This is a genomic window from Antarcticirhabdus aurantiaca, from assembly GCF_009765365.1.
Taxonomy (GTDB): domain Bacteria; phylum Pseudomonadota; class Alphaproteobacteria; order Rhizobiales; family Rhizobiaceae; genus Antarcticirhabdus; species Antarcticirhabdus aurantiaca.
Genome location: NZ_VTOM01000002.1, coordinates 44,674 through 63,896, shown reverse-complemented (window position 1 = coordinate 63,896; position 19,223 = coordinate 44,674). Strand labels below are relative to the sequence as shown.

Here is a 19,223-nt window from a genome sequence, read left to right as displayed (position 1 = left end):
CGCGAAGCGCCCGCGCCCCGCACGAGCGAGGCGATGCCACGAGACTCGAACGTCGTCCACGCCGCCTCATCCGGGGCGCGGTGGCGGCACGCTTGCACATCGGGAGGATTGCATGAACATGAACCGTCGAACGTTCGTCGGCGCTGCAGCGACCGCCATTCTCGCCTGTGCGGCCGCAGTGCCGCCCGCGATCGCCCAGGAGCGAAGCTCGGTGCGGATCGGCTACGTCGTGTCGCAGACGGGCGTGAACGCGGCCGGCGCGACCACCACCACCATCCCGAACTACGAGCTGTGGGTCCACGACGTCAACGCGGCCGGCGGCCTGCGCCTGCCCGACGGCACGCAGCTGCCGATCGAGGTCGTCGCCTACGACGACCGCTCCCAGACCGAGGAAGTCGTGCGCGGCATCGAGCGCCTCGTCAACCAGGACCGCGTGGACTTCATCCTGGCGCCGTGGGGCACGGGCTTCAACCTGGCGGCCGCGCCCCTGATGGCGCGCTTCGGCTACCCGCAGATCGCCAGCTCCTCGATCGTCCCGCCCATTCCCGGAATCCACGAGCGCTGGCCCGGCGCCTTCTGGCTGCTCGGCACGGCCGAGGACTACGCCCACGCCTTCGCCGAGCTCCTGACCACGCAGAAGCAGGCGGGTGCGCTGAACGGGCGGATCGCGATGATCTCGATCGCCGACGGCTTCGGCATCGAGCTGGCCGCCTCCGCCCGCAAGGCCTTCGAGGAGGCCGGCATCGAGATCGTGATGGACCGGACCTATCCGCTGGGCACGCAGGACTTCGCCACCCTCCTGTCGGAGGCCCAGGCGAGCGGTGCGGACGCCTTCGTGGCCTACAGCTATCCCGGCGACACCTTCGCCATCACCCGCCAGGCGCGGGTGTCTGGCTACAATCCGCCGATCTTCCACACGGGCGTCGGCACGAGCTTCCCGATCTATCCGCAGATGGCGGAAGGCGGAGTCGAGGGGGTGATGAGCCTGGGCGGCATCGACGTGAACCGCCCGGAGATCCAGGACTACATCCGCCGCCACCAGGAGGTGATCGGCAAGCTGCCCGACGCCTGGGCGAGCCCGGTCATCTATTCCTCGCTGCAGATGCTGGCGCAGGCCATCGAGCGGCGGGGGCTCGACCGGGAGGCCGTGACGCAGGAACTGGCGAGCGGCCGCTTCGAGACGATCCTCGGGCCGATCCAGCTCGTCGACAACGCGCCGCGCGACCTCTGGTACATCGGCCAGTGGCAGGGCGACCACTTCGTCGCCGTGGCGCCGGCGGGCCGCGAGGGCTCGGCCGACCTCGTCGTCCCGAAACCCGGCTGGAACTGAACGGAAGGCGGCCGGCCATGCTTCTGTCTACGCTCGTCTTCGGCGTGGTGCTCGGCGGCACCTATGCGCTGGTCGCCCTCGGCCTCACGATCCAGTACGGCGTCGCGCGGATCATGAACCTTTCCTTCGGAGAGGTAGTGATGTTCGGCGCATTCGCGACCTTCGTCCTGTTCACGGGCGCCAGCCTGTCGCCGGTGCTCGGCCTGTTCGTGGTCGTGCCGCTCGCCTTCGCGATCTCGTGGATCCTCTATACCGTCCTGATGCGTCCGCTGGTGAAGCGGGCGCGTCATCCCGAGCGGGTCGAGATCGACTCGATCCTAGTCACCTTCGGCCTCCTGTTCCTGTTCCAGGGCCTGTTCACGCAGGCCTTCGGCTCCGGCTACACGGGCTACGGCTGGCTCCAGGCCCCGGTGGAGATCCTCGGGGCGCGGGTCGCCTCAGGCCGCGTCCTCGGCCTCGGCCTCGCCTGCCTGATCGGCCTCGGCCTCTGGGCGGCGACGACGCGCACGCGCTGGGGCCTGACGATGCGGGCCGTGGCGACGCGGCCGGCCTTCGCCGCGCTCGTCGGGATCGACGAGAACCGGGTGGCCCGCCAGGCCTTCGCGCTCGGCGGAGCGATCGCCGGCGCGGGCGGCGCGATCCTGTCCATGTACCAGCCCGTGACGCCGATCGACGGCGGCTTCCTTACCATGAAGGCGCTGGTGATCGTCATCATGGGCGGCATCGGCAACATGGGCGGCGCGCTCGCCGCCGGCCTCATCATCGGCATCGTCGAGGCCCTGGTGTCCTACGCGGTCGACCCCGGCCTGACGCTGGCCGCCACCTACGCCATCTTCCTCGCCGTCCTCCTGTGGCGGCCCAAGGGCCTCTTCGCGTGAGGACGACCGCCATGCGACCCGCCGTCTCCGCTCTCGCCTGCGCCCTTCTCGTGGCCGGCCTCGCCGCGCTTCCGCTCTTCGTGGGGGGCTACGGGCAGGGCGTCCTGGTCGGCCTGATGAACGCCGTCGTCCTGGCCTCGGCCTGGGCGCTGTTCTCCGGTCCGACGAAATACGTCTCGCTCGCCACCGTCGCCTTCTTCGGCATCGGCGCCTACACGGTGGCGGTGCTCACCGAGACGATGCCCTTCGGCGCGATCCTCGCGGTCGCCGGGGCCATCGGCGTCGCGGTCGCGCTCCTCGTCGGCCTGGCGACGCTCCGCCTGGCCGGCGTCTACTTCGTGATCTTCTCCTTCGGACTCGCCGAGCTGGTGCGCCAGATCATCACCTGGTTCGAGACGTCTGTGAACCGCACCCTCGGGCGCTACATCTTCATCGACCTGTCGGCCACGGCGATCTACTGGATGCTGCTGGCGCTGGCGGTCGCGGTGATCGGCACGCGCTGGTTGATCGAGCGCGGGCGCCTCGGGCTCGCGGTCCATGCCATCGGCGACGACGAGATCGTCGCGCGCCATGCCGGCGTCGACGTCACCAAGGTCAAGCTCGCGCTCTTCGCCCTCTCCGCGCTCGCCATGACGCTGGCCGGGGCCATCCAGGCGCCGCGCTGGACCTATGTCGAGCCCTCCATCGTGTTCAATCCGAACATCTCCTTCACCGCGCTCATCATGGCCCTCCTCGGCGGCGCGACCCGCCTCTGGGGACCGGTCTTCGGGGCCGTGCCGCTGTTCTTCTTCTTCGAATGGCTCTCCGTCACGATGCCGGGGCAGTTCTCCATCGTGCTCGGGCTGACCTTCATCGTCATCGTCTTCCTGGTGCCGAACGGCGTTCTCGACCTCGCCGAAAAGGGGCTCCGCAAGACGCGCGGCCCGAATGCGGGGGATGCGCGCCATGTTTGAGATCCGAGGCCTGTCCAAGCGGTTCGGCGGCCTGCAGGCGGTCAAGGCCGTCGATTTCGACCTCGCCGAGGGCGAGGTGGTGGGGCTTCTGGGCCCCAACGGATCGGGCAAGACCACGGTGATGAACCTCATCTCCGGCGTCTTTCCCGCCAATGGTGGCTCGATCCGCCTCGGCGGGCGGCGCCTCGACGGCCTGCCGGCGCACCGCATCGCCAAGGAAGGCGTATCGCGGACCTTCCAGCTCGTGCGCCTCGCGCCCTCGCTGTCGGTCCGCCAGAACGTTCTTCTTTCCCTGTCCTTCGGCGCCCGTCCGGTGTCCGGCCGGGAGGCGGAGCGACGCGCCGACGAGGCGCTGTCGCGCGTCGGCCTCGAGGGCGTGGGCGACGCGCGCGTACCCGACCTCAACTACATCGACCAGAAACGCGTCGAGCTCGCCCGGGCGGTGGCCACCCGTCCGCGCCTCCTGCTTCTCGACGAATGGCTGGCCGGCCTCAACCCGACCGAACTGCGCGCCGCCATCGCCCTCGTCGGCTCGCTGCGCGACGACGGCGCCACCATCCTCCTCGTGGAGCACATCATGGAAGCGGTCCGCGCGCTCTGCCCGCGCTCCATCGTCATGCGGGCGGGCGAAAAGATCGCCGATGGCCCGACCGCCGAGGTTCTGAACGACCGCCGGGTCGTGGAAGCCTATCTCGGGGGAGCGGCCCATGTTTGAGGCACGCTCGATCTCGGTGCGCTACGGCAAGCACCTGGCGCTCGACGACGTCTCGCTGGAGGTCGGAACGAGCGAATGCGTCGCGATCCTGGGCGCCAACGGCGCCGGCAAGTCCTCGCTCCTGCGCGGGCTGACGCAGGCCGGGCTCCGCGAGCGGGGCGGCGTCATCCGTCATCGTGGCGAGGACATCTCGGCCACGAACGACTTCGATCTGGTGGAAAAGGGCATCGCCCTCGTGCCGGAGGGACGCGGCGTCTTCGCCGAGCTGACGGTGGACGACAACCTCTCGCTCGGAGCCCATCCCAAGCGTGCCCGCGAGAGTGCCTCGGAGCGCAGGGCGGAGGTCCTCGATCTCTTTCCCAAGCTCGGGCAACGCCTCGCCCAGACCGTCGGCACCATGTCCGGCGGCGAGCAGCAGATGGTGGCGGTCGCGCGTGCCCTGATGTCGCGACCGACGCTGCTCCTCCTCGACGAACCGAGCCTCGGTCTCGCGCCGATCGTCGTCGATGAGATGTTCGCCGCGCTCCACAAGGTGCGCGACAGCGGCGTGTCGATCCTGATCGTGGAGCAGAACGTGCGCGCCAGTCTGGCGCTGGCGGCACGCGGCTACGTGCTCGAGGCGGGCCGGATCGTCGGCAGGGGCAGCTCCGCCGAGCTCGTCGCCGACCCCATGGTGGCCAAGGCGTTCCTCGGGCACTGAGGTTCACGTCAAGGACGGTGGGCGCCCGAAGACGACGAGCGGGGTGGCGGTCACGGAACGCGCCTTTCGCCGCCACTGCTCCGCGGGAGGTGCTCGGCACGGGGTCGCCGGCCGCCCGACGCCACCCCTCCATGCTGAAACCCGCGCCCGACCAACCGCCAACGGCATCCGCCGTGACGAGCGCCATCGGCGCATGCTCGATGTGTTTAACCCCACGGGCGCGGCTACCTGGGTGCTGACGGAACCGGTGGCGGACGGCGACGAGTCGTTCGGGATGCGCGACCTCGGGACAGGTTGCCCGAACTGGGGCCTAGCTCGCTGAACGGGTGGCGGCGGGTGCGCGTGCGCATGGAGCTCACCTTGGAGCGTGACATCCATTTCCGCACGGACAAGTCGTTAGTCGAACGGGCTGCCGCCGCCCGGCTGGCCGATCGGATCGTCGGCCCCGATCGATGCAGAGAAGCCGGGGCGGCTGCCCCGACTCCCATATGCTGTGGCGAGCCCATCGCGGTCTCATCTTACTTCGTGTCGCCGTGACCGCGCTTGGGAACCCGCTCCACGGTGGTCTCCTTGGGGCGGCTCTCCGCCTCCTTCACCGTGATGAACTGGCCGTTCTCGCTGTCGCGGCCCACGTCGAACGTCTTTCGTTTGCTGCTCATGGCAGTCTGTTCCTTCGGCAAGCCGGGATCGCAGATATTGCGTCCGTGCGGCCGAGATCCACTATATGTAGATTCGCAAGGGAGAGAAGCCCGCCAGCAGGCTTATCCACCAAATCTTAACGATTGCGTACGAACCGGGAACGAATGGGCCGCGGACGCTCGTGGGTCCCGATGGCGGCCAAGGCTTCGATGCTTGGGACGGCATCGATCGTCTCGCCGGGCGCGCGTTCGAGGTGGTAGCGCTGGCTTACTTGACGCGCATCGACGAGGCCGGACCGACCCGATCGTCCATCCTTCGCTGGTCACGCCAGATCGCTGCGTCAGGCGAACGCGCCGGGAAACTCGACGCCGAGGCCGATCGCCTCGTCGCGCAAACGCCGGGCGGTGCCGGCGGCCAGCGGGATTCCTTCGACTGCGCGCCGGCGGCCGATGTTGGCGCTCCGTTCGCCGGGCAGAGTCACCCTGTCGTTTCCGTGCGCAGGTTCGAGGGCGGAAATCTCTCTCCGCAGTTCCGACGTCGCGTCGCGGAAGTCTTCGGCCGAGCCGAAGGCCGCTGGATCCACCGCGATCACGAGACCGTTGAAGCCGCCCTTGCGGCGACCGGCCAGCACCGGGCCGATCACAGCGTTGCCAGCCAGCACGCTGGTCAGGATCTCGATCATCAGCGACAGTCCCGATCCCTTGGGGCCGGCCATCGGCAGAAGCGCGGCGACGCGGCCCGGATCGGTGGTCGGCGCGCCGTTCTCGTCGATCGCCCAGTCTCCGGGGATCTGTTTGCCGGCGTCCTTTGCGGCCAGGATCTTGCCGAGCGCTACGGCGGCGGTCGACATGTCGAGTACGATGGGGTCGTCGCCATCGCCGGTCGGCACCGCGATCGACAGGGGGTTGGTGGACACCGCCTCGCCCCTGGCTCCGTGATAGCTCATCAAGGGCTTTGAGGCGGTCATGGCAAGGCCTACGAGACCGCGCGCGGCGAGCGCCGAGGTGAAATAGCCGATCGCGCCGGCATGCGAGATGGAGCGGGCGGCGCACCAGCCGACGCCGTGAGAGCCGGCCAGCTCGGCTGACTTGCGCACGGCGGCGTTCATGCCGACGGCGCCGGGGCACTTGCCCCCGTCCAGCACTGCGATGGCCCCGTACTCGCGGACCAGGGTTACCGCGCCGCCGGGCACGAGCAAGCGCTCGGCGACCATCTTGATATATCGCGGGATGCGCAGGACGCCGTGGCTGTCGATCCCCCTCAGGTTCGCCCAGACGAGGAGATCGGCCGTCTCACGGGCGTCGCCTTGAGAGAAGCCGCCGGCCTGCAGGAGGCGGGTCGAGAAATCGGTCAGCTCTTCCGCCTTGATCACGGTCATTGTCGGTGCCTTCGTTGCCGCATGTCAAACCGGGAGCTGAGAGGGGAAGAACTTGTCGAGCCAGCCCTTCATGATCGCCTTGGTGCGCGGCGCGTCCTGGGGCGCGAGAGGGAAATGGGCGGTCGTGTCGACAAGGATCAGCTCGGTCGGCTGACCGGACTTCTCGAACATGCGCACCGATTCGATCGTCGGCGTGATCGTGTCGTGCGCCGTGTGGAACAGCAGAAGCGGGCGCGGGGCGATGTTGGCGACGACGTCGTCGGCGCGGAAGTTCATCATCGACCAAGCCGTTTCGGTCGGTATCTCCATGATCGCCTTGGGCGATAGGTTACGGCGCAGCGCTTCGGGTATCGGCACCGCGTCGAAGCGCGACATCCACAGGCTCTCGCCGGTCGCCTGCTTGTGCAGACGGCCCCTCTCCAGGATCGAGATGAAGCGGTCCCAGGATTCGCGGGTCGGGTGCTGTCCCCGGAACTTACGCTCGCCGTCACCCCATCCGCAGGAGGAAAGGCAGCATGCCACGCGCTCGTCGACGCCTGCCGTGTATATCGACACCGCCGCGCCGAAGGAGTGACCGGTGATGCCGATGCGTTTGGGATCGACTTCGGGACGCTTGGCCAGGAAGCTCAGCGCGTTCCGGGCATCGGCCACCTGGTCGAAGCAGCGTACCTGGCCGCGCTCGCCTTCGCTCTCGCCGCAAGAGCGGAAGTCGAAGCGCAACGCGACGTAACCGAACGCCTCCATCATCTCGGCCTGGAGCTGCGCGTGGCTCTCGTCCTTCGAGCCGACGAAGCCATGGCACACGATGAAGGCCGGCAGCGGCGTTCCGCCGTAGCCGTCCGGTACGTGGACGACGCCCGAAAGCTTCAGTCCGTCCGACTCGAAGGTGACTTTCTCCTGCATCGGATGCTCCCCGATCCTGATCCTGGACGAGTGCCCGCTCAGCCCGCGGCGACGTAGCTCGTCTTGGTTGAAGTGTAGAACTCTCTCGCGTGTGATCCCTGCTCGCGGGGGCCGAAGCTCGAGCCCTTGCGTCCCCCGAAGGGCGCATGGAAGTCGACCCCGGCCGTCGGCAGGTTGACCATCGTCATCCCTGCCTCGGAGCGTCGGCGGAAGTCGCTTGCATGCTTGAGGCTCGTCGTGCAGATGCCCGAGGTCAGGCCGAACGGCGTATCGTTTGCGATCGCCAACGCGTCCTCGTAGTCGCCCGCGCGAATCACGCAGGCTACCGGTCCGAAGATCTCCTCGCGCGCTACGCGCATCGAGTTGTGGATGTCGGTGAGGATGGCCGGACGCTGGAAGAAACCTTGAGTGTCGCGTGTCACGACGTCGCCGCCGAAGGCGATCTTCGCCCCGTCGGCGCGAGCGGACGCGATGTAGTCGAGATTGTTGCGCAGCTGCTCCTCGTCGACCACGGGGCCCATCTGCGTCTGCGGATCCAGGGCATGGCCGACGCGCAGCGCCTCGGCGCGCTCGCAGAGGACCGCCACGAAGCGGTCGTGGATCCCGTCCGTGACAATCAGGCGCGACGACGCGGTGCAGCGCTGGCCGGTGGAGAAGAAGGCGCCATCGAGGGCGCAGGAGACGGCGCGCTCAAGGTCGGCATCGTCCAGAACCACAAGCGGGTTCTTGCCCCCCATTTCCAACTGGAAGCGGCGCATCGTCCGCGCCGAAGCGAGCGCGACCGCAGCTCCGGCGCCGGTCGAGCCGGTGAAGGAGATGGCGTCGAGACGAGCCTCGATCAGCGCCCGCCCGACGGTGTTCCCCTTGCCCAATACGAGGTTGAGAACGCCAGCCGGCGCGCCCGCCCGGTCGAGGATTTCCACGAGTGCGTGGGCGCTCGCCGGAACGAGGCTCGCCGGCTTGAACACCACCGTGTTGCCGAAGGCCAGCGCCGGAGCGATCTTCCAGGCGGGAATGGCGATCGGGAAGTTCCAGGGGGTGACGATGCCTACCACGCCGACCGGCTCGCGCGTCACCGAGACTTCGACGTCGGGCCGGATCGAGGCGCCCGCCTCGCCGGACAACCGCAGGGCTTCACCGGCGAAGAAGTCGAAGATCTGGCTCGCCCGAGCGACCTCGCCGACTCCTTCCGCCAGCGTCTTGCCTTCTTCGCGCGATAGGAGACGGCCGAGTTCGTCGCGCCGTTCGAACAGTTCCCGCGCCGCGGCCGAAAGGATCGCGTGGCGTCGGAGAGGCGGTGAATGACGCCAAGTCGGCAGCGCCTCGCGTGCTGCCCAGACAGCCTCGGCGACGAGTTCCGCGTCGCCGGCTGCAAACTCTCCGACGACGTCGGAAAGGTCGGACGGATTGACGTTCGGAACGGTTCCGACCCCGATCCATCGGCCGGCGACGAAATGGGTGCTCACCGGGCTTCCCTCAGCCGACTGGCGCGAAGGGATGGAAGTGCTCGCGCCATTCGAGCGGTGCCGGCGTGCCCCAGACGTTCATGTCGCGCACATTGCCTGGCCGTTCGAGGTTGGTGATGATGCGCGGTTCGAAGGCCGTGTCGTCCGCCACCGTCGCCATCGGACCCGAGCATTCCACCATGCAGCCGCTTGGATCGAGATAGTAGGCATAGGTGTTGTCGCCCGGCCGGTGGCGACCCGGTCCCCAGACTAGCTGGCGATCGTGACGGTCGAGGATGTCGCCGAGTCGGCAGTACATGGCGAATTCTGGAAACTCGAACGAGTAGTGGTGCAGGCCAGGAGCCGTCCCCTTCACCACGCCGAGGATGTGGTGCTGCCTGTTGCCGCCGTACATCCAGGACAAGGCGTCGTTCACCATCCGCTCGGACAACCGCATGCCGCAGATCTCCGTCAGCTGCCGACGCGTGGCCACGGGATCCGGCGAGATGAGGTTGGCGTGGTCGATACGGCGCGGCGCGACACCGGTCGTGGCGTACCGCGGCCGGTACATGTCGTCGGCCGCCGGCGTGTGGATCTCGAAGCGGAGGCCTTCAGGCGTGGCGAAGGTGACGGCGGCGCGGAAACAGCCGAGGCTCGGCTCCCGGGACAGGATGCGGCAACCGGCACCCTCGACGCGTCCAGCCGCGAAGGTCACGTCCGCCTCGCTCAGCGCCTCTAGGCCGATCGTGTGGCAAGCGTTCGCGTCGTCCTCGATCAATACGAGCTCGGCCGTCCGGCCATTCGAACTCAACCAGACCTCGCCGCCCGCTTCCCTGGTGACTCGAAGTCCCAGGACCTCAGTCGAGTCGCGCACGACTTCCCGCAGCCGGGTCGTCGTCAGTTTTATGTGCCCAAGGGCGTGCACGAGGTGCGACAACGCTTCACTCCCATTCGATGTCCCGTGGGTCTTCGTAGCGGATCGCATCCGCAGCGGCAATAATTTCGAAATATTTTTTTATTTCGAAATTATGTAGCGCTCGCGGAGGCCTCAAGTGGGGCATCGACGCGGACACGCCCCCCCCCCCCCCGGCAACACGTCGTCTAGGATGTCTCCTGCTCATGTTGTTTCAGCGCCATCAGGTGCCTTCCGTGGCGCGAGCTACCTGAAAGGTTGCAAGGTCGATCGACGTCGAAGCTTTGCGCCGATCTACGGCCCGGAGATCCTCCGGCCGCACGGGGCGGCGGTCCTGGCGTACCAAGCCCGCGCCTCCGGCACGATCCGGGCGAGTGTCGCCTTGGCGTCGCCGAGCTCCACCGCGACGGCCGCTACGTTCATGTCGGGCGGGTCGCCGTACATGTGTTGTCGGAACATGCCGATGTGTCCCGCTAGGGGAGACAGCGAGACTTCGATCCTCCGCCGGGGGAGCCCCGGCCCAGCGATCGGCGAACGGCGGGATCCCGTCGTCCGACCCCTCCCAACGTTCGGACCGTTTAGAGCCCGAAGGAGTAGATCGTCGTCGCGGAAACTTGGCCGACGCGAGCGACCGGCAACCCAGATGACGTTCGAAAGAACTTTCGAAATTCCCTATGAAATTCGATATTTCAATGCCATGTCGATTGCGCAAGCCCTGCCTCTCGCCTAACGTCTGCTGTCCGCGGACGGTCCTGGTTTGCTCGGCACGGTTCACGGATGCTGGGGGATGGATGACACAGGCGATCAGAGGCAAGGGCGAAACTCGGGCCGGCGACGTTCTTGTGCGGCTGCGAGACGATATCCTGAGCTGTGTGATCCAGCCGGGAGAGAAGCTGCGCTTCGAAACGCTTCGCGATCGTTACGAAGTAAGCTTTTCGACCCTTCGCGAGGCGTTGGCTCGCCTGGCGGCCGAGCACCTCGTCGTATCGCAGGGCCAACGCGGCTTCGTCGCCGCTCCGGTGTCGATCTCCGACCTTCAGGACCTCACCGATATGCGCGTCCTCTTGGAACGGGATGGACTGCGCCGCTCCATGGAGTTCGGAGACGATCGCTGGGAGTCCGAAATCCTCGCCGCCTACCACCGCATGGACCGTCTCCAGAAGCGTTTGGGCGAGGCATACTACTTCGACGCAGAATGGGTGCGCCATCATGAGCATTTCCATCTGACGTTGGTAGGGGCCTGCGCCTCGCCGATCCTGTTGGAGATGCGGCACAAGCTGTTCGAACGGGCCCACCGTTATCGTCGCATATCCTCGCAGTTCCGTACTCAGTGGCGTCCCAAGGACGTCGAGCACCACGCCATCATGGATGCAGCGCTCGACCGCAGTCCAGAAGCTCTCGATCTGATCGAGGGCCACATCCGCGAGACCACGCGCAACGTGATCGAGTTCGGAGGGCATCTGTTCGCAGACGAGATGGTCCTGGAATCGGCATAGTCGTGCCAAGACGAGATCCGTCTAATACGGCACCGAAGTCGTTCTTATCCAATCCCGAAACGTCGCGAGTGGCGCGCTGATCTCGTTGCGTGCGGGATAGATCAGTGCGTAGTCCGAGCCGCTGGACAGAACGCGCGGCGAAATCCTGCTCAGCCGTCGTTCCTCGAGATCGGAAGCGGCCACGATCTCGGGCACGAGCGCGACACCGAGTCCAGCGCGTGCCGCAGCGATCACCATGCCGAAGTGCTCGAAGCGCGGTCCGCGCAGGATGGTGATCGGATCCAGGCCGGCGTCGCGGAACCAATCGAGCCAGAGCTCGGGACGCGTGGACTGCTGGAGCAGCGGCAAACGCGCGATTGCGCGGTCCTCCAGGGGAATCGACCCGATTCCCGGGAGATGAGGGGACGCGACCGCGATCAGCGCCTCGTCGGCCAGCGGCATCACGCTCGTGCCTGGTCCGGCGAGTTCCCTGCGCTGCAGGGCCGCATCGAAAGGTTCTCGGTCGAAGTCGACTGTCTGAAGCCGCGAGGCGATGTCGAGCGAAAGCTGCGGTGCGAGACGCCGAAACTCGGGCAGGCGCGGGATCAGCCAGCTCGTGCCGAAGGTTGGTAGCACTGCAAGGCGCAGAACGTCGGCATGGCCCCCGAACGACATCACGGTCAGGGCGGCCGCGTTGATGTCGGACAGCACCCGCTCGGTGTCGCGAAGCATCGCACGTCCCGCATCCGAAAGGATCAACCGCTTGCGCACGCGGTGGAACAGATGGACCCCTAGCCGCGCCTCTAGCGAGGCGAGTGCACGGCTTACCGCGCTTTGAGTCAGGCCTAGCCGCCGTGCGGCGTCGGTGACCGAGCCGCATTCGGCGCAGGCGCTCAGCGCTTGCAGTTCGGACAGGGTCGGCGTGAAGGAACGTCGCATGTCGGCTACAGGTCCTACCATGCCTTGCCGGGCTAGGGGAGAGGCAAGGGACAGCACGGAAGCCGAGGTCATGAGTTTGTCTCATGAAGTGTGCAGCCGAAGTCATTGGCTTCAGTGCCCGCTCCCCGAGTAGGAACGCTCATCGGTCAACCTGCTAGCCAACACCGCCGTCGGCGTATCGGAGTCGCCCCATGTCCCTCAAGCCCAAGGATGCCCCGGACCTCGGCCGGTTCGAGTGGGAGGACCCGTTCCGCTTCGAGGCGCAGCTCTCCGAGGACGAGATCATGCTGCGCGACGGCGCCCGCGCCTACGCGCAGGACCGGCTGCAGCCGCGCGCGACCGCCGCCTTCCGCGAGGAGGCGACCGACCCCGCGATCTTCCGCGAGATGGGCGAGATGGGGCTCCTTGGGCCGACCATCCCGGAGGAATACGGGGGGCTCGGCGCCTCCTACGTCGCCTACGGCCTCATCGCGCGCGAGGTCGAGCGGGTGGATTCGGGCTACCGCTCGATGATGAGCGTCCAGTCCTCGCTGGTCATGTACCCGATCTACGCCTACGGCTCGGAGGAGCAGCGCAGGAAGTACCTGCCGGGCCTTTCCCGCGGCGAGCTGATCGGCTGCTTCGGCCTGACCGAGCCGGACGCGGGCTCCGACCCCGCGGGCATGCGCACGACGGCGCGCCGCACGGCGAGCGGCTACGTCCTCGACGGCACCAAGACCTGGATCTCCAACGCGCCGATCGCCGACGTCTTCGTGGTCTGGGCGAAGTCGGAGGCCCATGGCGGCAAGATCCGCGGCTTCGTGATCGAGAAGGGCGCGAAGGGCCTGTCCGCGCCGAAGATCGAGGGCAAGCTCAGCCTTCGCGCCTCGATCACCGGCCAGATCGTGATGGACGGCGTCGAGGTCGGCGAGGAAGCGCTGCTGCCGAACGTCGAGGGGCTGAAGGGCCCGTTCGGCTGCCTCAACCGGGCGCGCTACGGCATTTCCTGGGGCGTCATGGGGGCGGCGGAGTTCTGCTTCCACGCCGCGCGGCAGTACGGGCTCGACCGCCAGCAGTTCGGCCGTCCGCTGGCCCAGACCCAGCTCTTCCAGCTGCGGCTCGCCGACATGCTGACGCACATCGCCATGGGGCTGCAGGCGAGCCTTCGCGTCGGGCGCCTCCTCGACGAGGCGAACGCGGCGCCGGAGATGATCTCGATCGTCAAGCGCAACAATTGCGGCAAAGCGCTGGACATCGCCCGCCGCGCCCGCGACATGCACGGCGGCAACGGCATCGCCGAGGAGTACCAGGTGATCCGCCACATGGTGAACCTCGAGACGGTGAACACCTACGAAGGCACGCACGACGTCCACGCGCTGATCCTCGGCCGGGCCGTGACCGGCCTCCAGGCCTTCTTCTGAGGGCGGCGGGGCGATGAGCGCGAACGCCGCGACGGGCGAGCCGCCGCTCGCCGAAGCCATGAAGGGCGAGCCGCCGCTCGCCGGGCTGAAGGTCCTGGAACTGGCGCGGATCCTCGCCGGGCCCTGGATCGGCCAGTGCCTCGCCGATCTCGGCGCCGAGGTGGTGAAGGTCGAGGCGCCCGAGGGCGACGACACGCGCCGCTGGGGGCCGCCCTTCGTGGAGCGGACGCTGGCGGACGGCACGCGCGAGCGCACCGCCGCCTATTTCCATTCGACCAATCGCGGCAAGCGCTCGATCGCCTGCGACTTCAACGACCCGGCCGACCTGGCACGGGTTCGCGAGCTGGCCTGCGAGGCGGACGTCCTCGTCGAGAACTTCAAGGTCGGGGGCCTCGCCAAGCACGGGCTCGACTATCCGAGCCTGTCGGCGCTGAACCCGCGGCTCGTCTACTGCTCGATCACCGGCTTCGGGCAGGACGGCCCCTACGCGCACCTGCCGGGCTACGACTTCCTGATCCAGGGCCTTTGCGGCATCATGGACCTGACGGGCGAGCCGGCGGGCGAGCCGCAGAAGATCGGCGTCGCCTGGATCGACATCCTGACCGGGCTCTACGGCACGATCGGCATCCAGGCCGCGCTCGCCGAGCGGGCGCGCTCGGGGCTTGGCCAGCACGTCGACCTGTCGCTTCTCGACTGCGGCGTGGCGGCGCTCGCCAACCAGGCGATGAACCACCTAGCCGGCGGCGCCCCGCCTCGCCGCATGGGCAACGCCCATCCCAACATCGTGCCCTATCAGGTCTTTCCCTGCCTCGACGGCCACGTCATCGTCGCCTGCGGCAACGACCGGCAGTTCGCCGCCTTGGCAGAGGTGCTGGGCATCGCCGAGATCGCCGCCGACCTGGCCTACGCCACCAACCCCGCCCGCGTCGCCAACCGCGACGCGCTGGTGCCGATCCTCGCGGAGCGCACGCGGGCGATGGGGCGCGACGCGCTGATCGCGGCGATGCAGGCGCGGGGCGTGCCGGGCGGGCCGATCAACGGCGTCGCCGAGGCCATCGCCCATCCGCAGGTCGTCCACCGGGCCTTGCGGATCGAGCCGGAGGGTCTGCCGGGGCTGCGCACGCCGATCCGCTTCTCGCGCAGCGCGCTCGCGCTGGACCGCGCCTCGCCGGCACTTCGATCCGATCCCAGCATCAAGGATGGCACATCATGAAGATCCTCGTCGCGGTGAAGCGTGTGGTGGACTACAACGTGAAGATCCGGGTGAAGCCGGACGGCACGGGCGTGGACCTCGCCAACGTCAAGATGAGCATGAACCCGTTCGACGAGATCGCCGTGGAAGAAGCGATCCGGCTGAAGGAGAAGGGCGTGGCGACCGAGATCGTCGCCGTCTCGATCGGCCCGGCGCAGGCGCAGGAACAGCTCCGCACGGCGCTGGCCATGGGCGCCGACCGCGCGATCCTCGTGAAGGTCGAAGGCGTCACCGAGCCGCTGACCGTCGCCAAGATCCTGAAGGGCGTGGTGGAGGCCGAGAGCCCGGACCTCGTCATCCTCGGCAAGCAGGCGATCGACGACGACGCCAACCAGACCGGCCAGATGCTGGCGGCGCTGACCAAGCGCCCGCAGGGCACCTTCGCCTCCAAGATCGAGCTGAAGGACGGCCGCGCCGAGGTGACGCGCGAGGTCGACGGCGGCCTCCAGACGATCTCGCTCTCGCTGCCGGCGATCGTCACCACCGACCTTCGCCTCAACGAGCCGCGCTACGCCTCGCTGCCCAACATCATGAAGGCCAAGAAGAAGCCGCTGGAGGAGAAGACCGCGGCCGACTTCGGCGTCGATCCGGCCCCGCGCCTGGAGGTCGTCAAGACGAGCGAGCCGCCGAAGCGCCAGGCCGGCGTGAAGGTGGCTTCCGTCGACGAGCTGATCGGCAAGCTCAAGAACGAAGCCGGCGTGATCTGACGCGAGAAACGGGAGAACCATCCATGACCATTCTGCTTCTCGCCGAGCATGACAACGCCGCCCTCAACGAGCAGACCGCCAAGGCGCTGACCGCCGCGACCAAGATGGGCGGCGACGTCCACGTGCTGGTCGCCGGGCAGGGCGCGCGCAGCGTCGCGGACGCCGCTGCCAAGCTCGGGGGCGTCTCCAAGGTGCTCCTCGTGGAGGATGCGAGCCTCGCCCACCACCTCGCCGAGCCGCTCGCCGACCTCCTGGTGTCGCTCGCGCCCGGCTACGACGCCATCGTCGCGCCCGCGACCTCGATGGCCAAGAACGCCCTGCCGCGCGCCGCCGCGCTCCTCGACGTCATGCAGGTCTCGGACGTCATCGCGGTGCACGGTCCCGACACCTTCGAGCGCCCGATCTATGCCGGCAACGCGCTCCAGACGGTGCGCTCGACCGACAGGATCAAGGTCGTCACCATCCGCGCGGCGAGCTTCCCGGCCGCCGGCGAGGGGGGCTCGGCCGGCGTCGAGACGGCGAGCGCCGCCGGCGATCCCGGCCTCTCGACCTTCGTCGGCGAGGCGGTCGCCCATTCCGAGCGGCCGGAACTCGCCTCCGCCAAGATCATCGTCTCGGGCGGCCGGGCGCTGGGCTCGAAGGAGAAGTTCCAGGAGGTCGTCCTGCCGCTCGCCGACAAGCTCGGCGCGGCGGTCGGCGCGTCCCGCGCCGCGGTGGACGCGGGCTACGCGCCCAACGATTGGCAGGTCGGCCAGACCGGCAAGGTGGTGGCGCCCGACCTCTACGTCGCCTGCGGCATCTCCGGCGCGATCCAGCACCTCGCGGGCATGAAGGACTCTCGCGTCATCGTCGCCATCAACAAGGACGAGGAAGCCCCGATCTTCCAGGTCGCGGACTACGGCCTCGTCGGCGACATCTTCACCGTACTGCCGGATCTGGCCGCGAAGCTCTGACCTGGACAGATGGGCCGCCCATGATCGAAATTCGCACCGTCGGCGTCGTAGGCGCTGGCCAGATGGGCTCGGGAATCGCTCATGTGGCGGCGCTCGCCGGCTTCGATGTCCTGATATACGACGTGAGCCCGGAGGAAGCTCGGCGCGGCATGGAGAGGATCGCCGGCAATCTCGACCGGCAACTGCGAGCCGGGAAGATCACGGAAGCCGATCGCGGAGCGGTCATGAAGCGGCTTGCTGCCGCTGGCGATGTCCTGGCTCTCGCCGAAGCCGACCTCGTGATCGAGGCGGCCACCGAGCGGGAGGAGATCAAGCGACGGATCTACTATCAGGTCTGCCCCGTGCTGAAGCCCGAGGCGATCCTGGCCACCAACACCTCCTCGATCTCGATCACGCGGCTCGCCTCCGCCACCGACCGGCCGGAGCGCTTCCTCGGCATCCACTTCATGAACCCCGTGCCGGTCATGAAGCTCGTCGAGCTGGTGAGGGGCATCGCGACGGACGATCCGACCTTCGACGCCGCCAAGCGCTTCTCCGCCCGGCTCGACAAGGTGACGACGGTGTCGGAGGATTTCCCGGCCTTCATCGTCAACCGCATCCTGATGCCGATGATCAACGAGGCGATCTACACGCTCTACGAGGGCGTCGGCTCGGTCGAATCGATCGACACGGCATTGAGGCTCGGCGCCAACCACCCGATGGGCCCGCTCCAGCTCGCCGACTTCATCGGCCTCGACACCTGCCTGTCGATCATGCAGGTGCTCCATGACGGGATGTCGGACTCCAAGTACCGCCCGTGCCCGCTGCTCGTGAAATACGTCGAGGCCGGCTGGATCGGCCGCAAGGTCGGGCGCGGCTTCTACGACTATCGCGGCGAGACGCCGGTCCCTACACGGTAGCAAGACATCTTGTAGCCCCTGGAGTTGCAGTTCGCTCCAAGTGAGACGTTGCGTGATCGTGGCTATAGGAGATGGCCGATCAAAGTCCCATCTCGACCTCCTCTTCAGATTTATCGGAAGCGTCGGACGATCGGAGAGCCAGCTTCGGCTGGAGCAGGCTATGATCTCGACATCGCGACAGGCCACTCGACCCCAAATTGCTGTAAATCTGCGTCAGGCTATCACGTCGGCTGATTTGATAGCATGCCGAGTGCTTGAGTCGGTAAGTCCTCATCGCGGTGTCGATCACTGATCGAGACGTCCAGCCCGAGCCCGTGCCGCTGAAGCGACATAGAAAATGCGTCTCGTAAAAGTAATCCTCGCTGATTGGCCGTCCCGAGCCGGCGGCGGACTCCGGCGGCCGAGTGCGACCAATCGGACGAGTCGCCTCCTGTGGAGTTGCCGCGCTCAAAATTGGAAAGGATAAGAACAAAGAAAATAAACCTAATATTCGTGAGGAAATAATGGTATTGACAGCTTGTAACTGGCTGGAGAATGTTAAATATCCAGCAAAATTTCTCAATGTGCAGATTGGAGCTTCCCCGATAGCTGCTGTTGTAGGGGGATGCCAAAACAGCAAGATTTCCTTGAGCGACATCTACAACCTGCATCTCGAAGCGTCTGACGACATATCTTGGGATGGACTGTGATTAAATTCTCTTCATTGTTGGTTGATTTCGTCCATTGTTGCGGAATTCAAGCTTGTGTAACTGCTCTGGTGTACTGAAGAAGTAACTGAGCGCCTTACCCTTTGACCGTCAGAGTGACTGCTTGTTCAGCTGCTGGGACCGATGGTTTGACACCTTCGGCGTCAAGCCAGATCTTCACTGCATCGGGGTGCAGCACGCTGTTTGGGGGCGTTCTCGCAAATAGCTCGCGCAGTGCCTCGAATTGCGCGTTCAGCCGTCCCCCTGCAAAGCTGAGTTCAGACCCATTCGGCTCGATGATGCCATAATCTGCCTCGAACTCCTCAACCAGATCTTTCATGGAGTTCATTGCCCAGATCTTCTCGCTTAGACTGGCTGTTGGATTATCCAGTGACCTTAGAATGGAAACTATCGTGTCGATTTGAGCGTCGATCTTGGGGGCCCACATCTTGTCGACTGTTTCAACAACGGTCTCAAGCTGCTCATGCGTTTCAAGAAGGCGTTTTCTGACTGCATCGATGTCGGCGCTGAATGTAGCTAAACGAGAGGCACGGTCGTTGATAATGCTCGTAAGGTATCGATCGGTCTCGTTTCTGTTTATGCCCAGACTTCTCAATTGCTTGGAAAACAGCAGGATCTCCAAAGCATTGTCTGGAGGCAATTGCCGTAGAAGGCCGTCAAGGCTCTCATTGCTCGGATCCTGCGACATCAAGGACGGAAGCAAGGAATTTGCAGGCGCACCCGACCTGATCAAGGTTCCATAGATAACCGCCAATAAAAACGGCAGAGTGAGTGAGATCGACGTCAGGCCGGCGATGCGAAAGCGTGTCTCATTGGGAGTCCTGAGGGCGAAGACGCCGGCAGAACTGACAATCAGTGTAAAAAGCAGAGGAAGGACATATTGAACAACCGGACTCTCGCTGACGCCGACCAAAAAGCCGGCGCAGAGACCAAGGGTCAGGCAACCCATGTAATATAACACCACGATCTAACTCCAGAGCCTCACCCGTGGCAGAATGCTGCAAATCGATACTGACATCCGCTTGATTGCGACTCAA

At 66.5% G+C, this 19,223-nt stretch carries 19 protein-coding genes and 1 pseudogene; 12 read left to right on the top strand and 8 right to left on the bottom strand.

Annotation, left to right across the window (positions count from 1 at the left end; genetic code table 11):
• Positions 1–118: 118 nt before the first annotated feature.
• From FZN60_RS02550 to FZN60_RS29245, 6 genes and pseudogenes are all read left to right on the top strand, one after another.
• On the top strand, positions 119–1,330 hold the full coding sequence (locus FZN60_RS02550) for an amino acid ABC transporter substrate-binding protein (RefSeq protein WP_369413026.1): 1,212 nt from the start codon (positions 119–121) through the stop codon (positions 1,328–1,330).
• Positions 1,331–1,347: 17 nt separating this feature from the next.
• Positions 1,348–2,208, top strand: a complete 861-nt coding sequence (locus FZN60_RS02545) for a branched-chain amino acid ABC transporter permease (RefSeq protein WP_158870788.1) — start codon at positions 1,348–1,350, stop codon at positions 2,206–2,208.
• A gap of 11 nt (positions 2,209–2,219) precedes the next feature.
• Entirely contained in the window at positions 2,220–3,161 is a 942-nt protein-coding gene (locus FZN60_RS02540; RefSeq protein WP_158870786.1) for a branched-chain amino acid ABC transporter permease, read from the top strand.
• Positions 3,145–3,876, top strand: a complete 732-nt coding sequence (locus tag FZN60_RS02535) for an ABC transporter ATP-binding protein (protein ID WP_158870785.1) — start codon at positions 3,145–3,147, stop codon at positions 3,874–3,876. Before FZN60_RS02540 ends, FZN60_RS02535 begins: the two co-directional genes overlap by 17 nt.
• The gene (locus FZN60_RS02530) at positions 3,869–4,576 is read left to right on the top strand and encodes an ABC transporter ATP-binding protein (protein ID WP_158870783.1); all 708 of its coding nucleotides are present in this window, start codon (positions 3,869–3,871) and stop codon (positions 4,574–4,576) included. Before FZN60_RS02535 ends, FZN60_RS02530 begins: the two co-directional genes overlap by 8 nt.
• Positions 4,577–4,619: 43 nt before the next feature.
• Positions 4,620–5,113 (top strand): annotated as a pseudogene (locus tag FZN60_RS29245) (DUF2958 domain-containing protein).
• On the opposite strand, the gene FZN60_RS28565 reads toward FZN60_RS29245, so the two are convergent.
• The 6 genes from FZN60_RS28565 to FZN60_RS02500 all read right to left on the bottom strand — a co-directional run bounded on the left by FZN60_RS28565 (position 5,095) and on the right by FZN60_RS02500 (position 10,313).
• Entirely contained in the window at positions 5,095–5,235 is a 141-nt protein-coding gene (locus tag FZN60_RS28565) for a hypothetical protein (RefSeq protein WP_199266468.1), read from the bottom strand. The pseudogene FZN60_RS29245 and the gene FZN60_RS28565 overlap by 19 nt on opposite strands.
• Before the next feature lie 320 nt (positions 5,236–5,555).
• Positions 5,556–6,593 (bottom strand): Ldh family oxidoreductase, encoded by a 1,038-nt coding sequence (locus tag FZN60_RS02520; protein WP_158870779.1) that lies wholly within the window; start codon positions 6,591–6,593, stop codon positions 5,556–5,558.
• A 24-nt stretch (positions 6,594–6,617) separates the two neighbouring features.
• Entirely contained in the window at positions 6,618–7,496 is an 879-nt protein-coding gene (locus FZN60_RS02515; RefSeq protein WP_158870777.1) for an alpha/beta hydrolase, read from the bottom strand.
• 38 nt (positions 7,497–7,534) lie between these two features.
• Positions 7,535–8,962 carry an aldehyde dehydrogenase family protein gene (locus FZN60_RS02510; RefSeq protein ID WP_158870775.1) on the bottom strand — a complete coding sequence of 476 codons (1,428 nt, stop codon included), beginning with the start codon at positions 8,960–8,962 and terminating at the stop codon, positions 7,535–7,537.
• 10 nt (positions 8,963–8,972) lie between these two features.
• Positions 8,973–9,878 carry a VOC family protein gene (locus FZN60_RS02505; RefSeq protein WP_158870773.1) on the bottom strand — a complete coding sequence of 302 codons (906 nt, stop codon included), beginning with the start codon at positions 9,876–9,878 and terminating at the stop codon, positions 8,973–8,975.
• Between the two features lie 270 nt (positions 9,879–10,148).
• Positions 10,149–10,313 carry a hypothetical protein gene (locus FZN60_RS02500; protein WP_158870771.1) on the bottom strand — a complete coding sequence of 55 codons (165 nt, stop codon included), beginning with the start codon at positions 10,311–10,313 and terminating at the stop codon, positions 10,149–10,151.
• A gap of 332 nt (positions 10,314–10,645) precedes the next feature.
• On the opposite strand from FZN60_RS02500, the gene FZN60_RS02495 reads away from it, so the two are divergent.
• Positions 10,646–11,350 carry a GntR family transcriptional regulator gene (locus FZN60_RS02495; RefSeq protein ID WP_158870769.1) on the top strand — a complete coding sequence of 235 codons (705 nt, stop codon included), beginning with the start codon at positions 10,646–10,648 and terminating at the stop codon, positions 11,348–11,350.
• Positions 11,351–11,371: 21 nt separating this feature from the next.
• Here FZN60_RS02495 and FZN60_RS02490 read toward each other — a convergent pair whose 3' ends face one another.
• Positions 11,372–12,268, bottom strand: coding sequence for a LysR substrate-binding domain-containing protein (locus tag FZN60_RS02490; RefSeq protein ID WP_158870767.1), 897 nt, complete (start codon positions 12,266–12,268; stop codon positions 11,372–11,374).
• Between the two features lie 191 nt (positions 12,269–12,459).
• On the opposite strand from FZN60_RS02490, the gene FZN60_RS02485 reads away from it, so the two are divergent.
• Genes FZN60_RS02485 through FZN60_RS02465 form a run of 5 tightly spaced genes read left to right on the top strand, consistent with a single transcriptional unit; the run spans position 12,460 to position 17,479 of the window.
• Positions 12,460–13,668 carry an acyl-CoA dehydrogenase gene (locus FZN60_RS02485; protein ID WP_158870765.1) on the top strand — a complete coding sequence of 403 codons (1,209 nt, stop codon included), beginning with the start codon at positions 12,460–12,462 and terminating at the stop codon, positions 13,666–13,668.
• Between the two features lie 13 nt (positions 13,669–13,681).
• Positions 13,682–14,881: a CaiB/BaiF CoA transferase family protein gene (locus FZN60_RS02480; protein ID WP_246726543.1), complete on the top strand. Its 1,200-nt coding sequence runs from the start codon at positions 13,682–13,684 to the stop codon at positions 14,879–14,881.
• Complete coding sequence (locus tag FZN60_RS02475) at positions 14,878–15,627, top strand: electron transfer flavoprotein subunit beta/FixA family protein (protein WP_158870763.1); 750 nt, start codon at positions 14,878–14,880, stop codon at positions 15,625–15,627. Before FZN60_RS02480 ends, FZN60_RS02475 begins: the two co-directional genes overlap by 4 nt.
• Before the next feature lie 23 nt (positions 15,628–15,650).
• Complete coding sequence (locus FZN60_RS02470) at positions 15,651–16,580, top strand: electron transfer flavoprotein subunit alpha/FixB family protein (protein ID WP_158870761.1); 930 nt, start codon at positions 15,651–15,653, stop codon at positions 16,578–16,580.
• A 20-nt stretch (positions 16,581–16,600) separates the two neighbouring features.
• Positions 16,601–17,479, top strand: a complete 879-nt coding sequence (locus tag FZN60_RS02465; protein WP_158870759.1) for a 3-hydroxybutyryl-CoA dehydrogenase — start codon at positions 16,601–16,603, stop codon at positions 17,477–17,479.
• Between the two features lie 783 nt (positions 17,480–18,262).
• Here the strand turns inward: FZN60_RS02465 and FZN60_RS02460 are convergent.
• Complete coding sequence (locus FZN60_RS02460) at positions 18,263–19,150, bottom strand: hypothetical protein (protein ID WP_158870757.1); 888 nt, start codon at positions 19,148–19,150, stop codon at positions 18,263–18,265.
• Between the last annotated feature and the right edge of the window lie 73 nt (positions 19,151–19,223).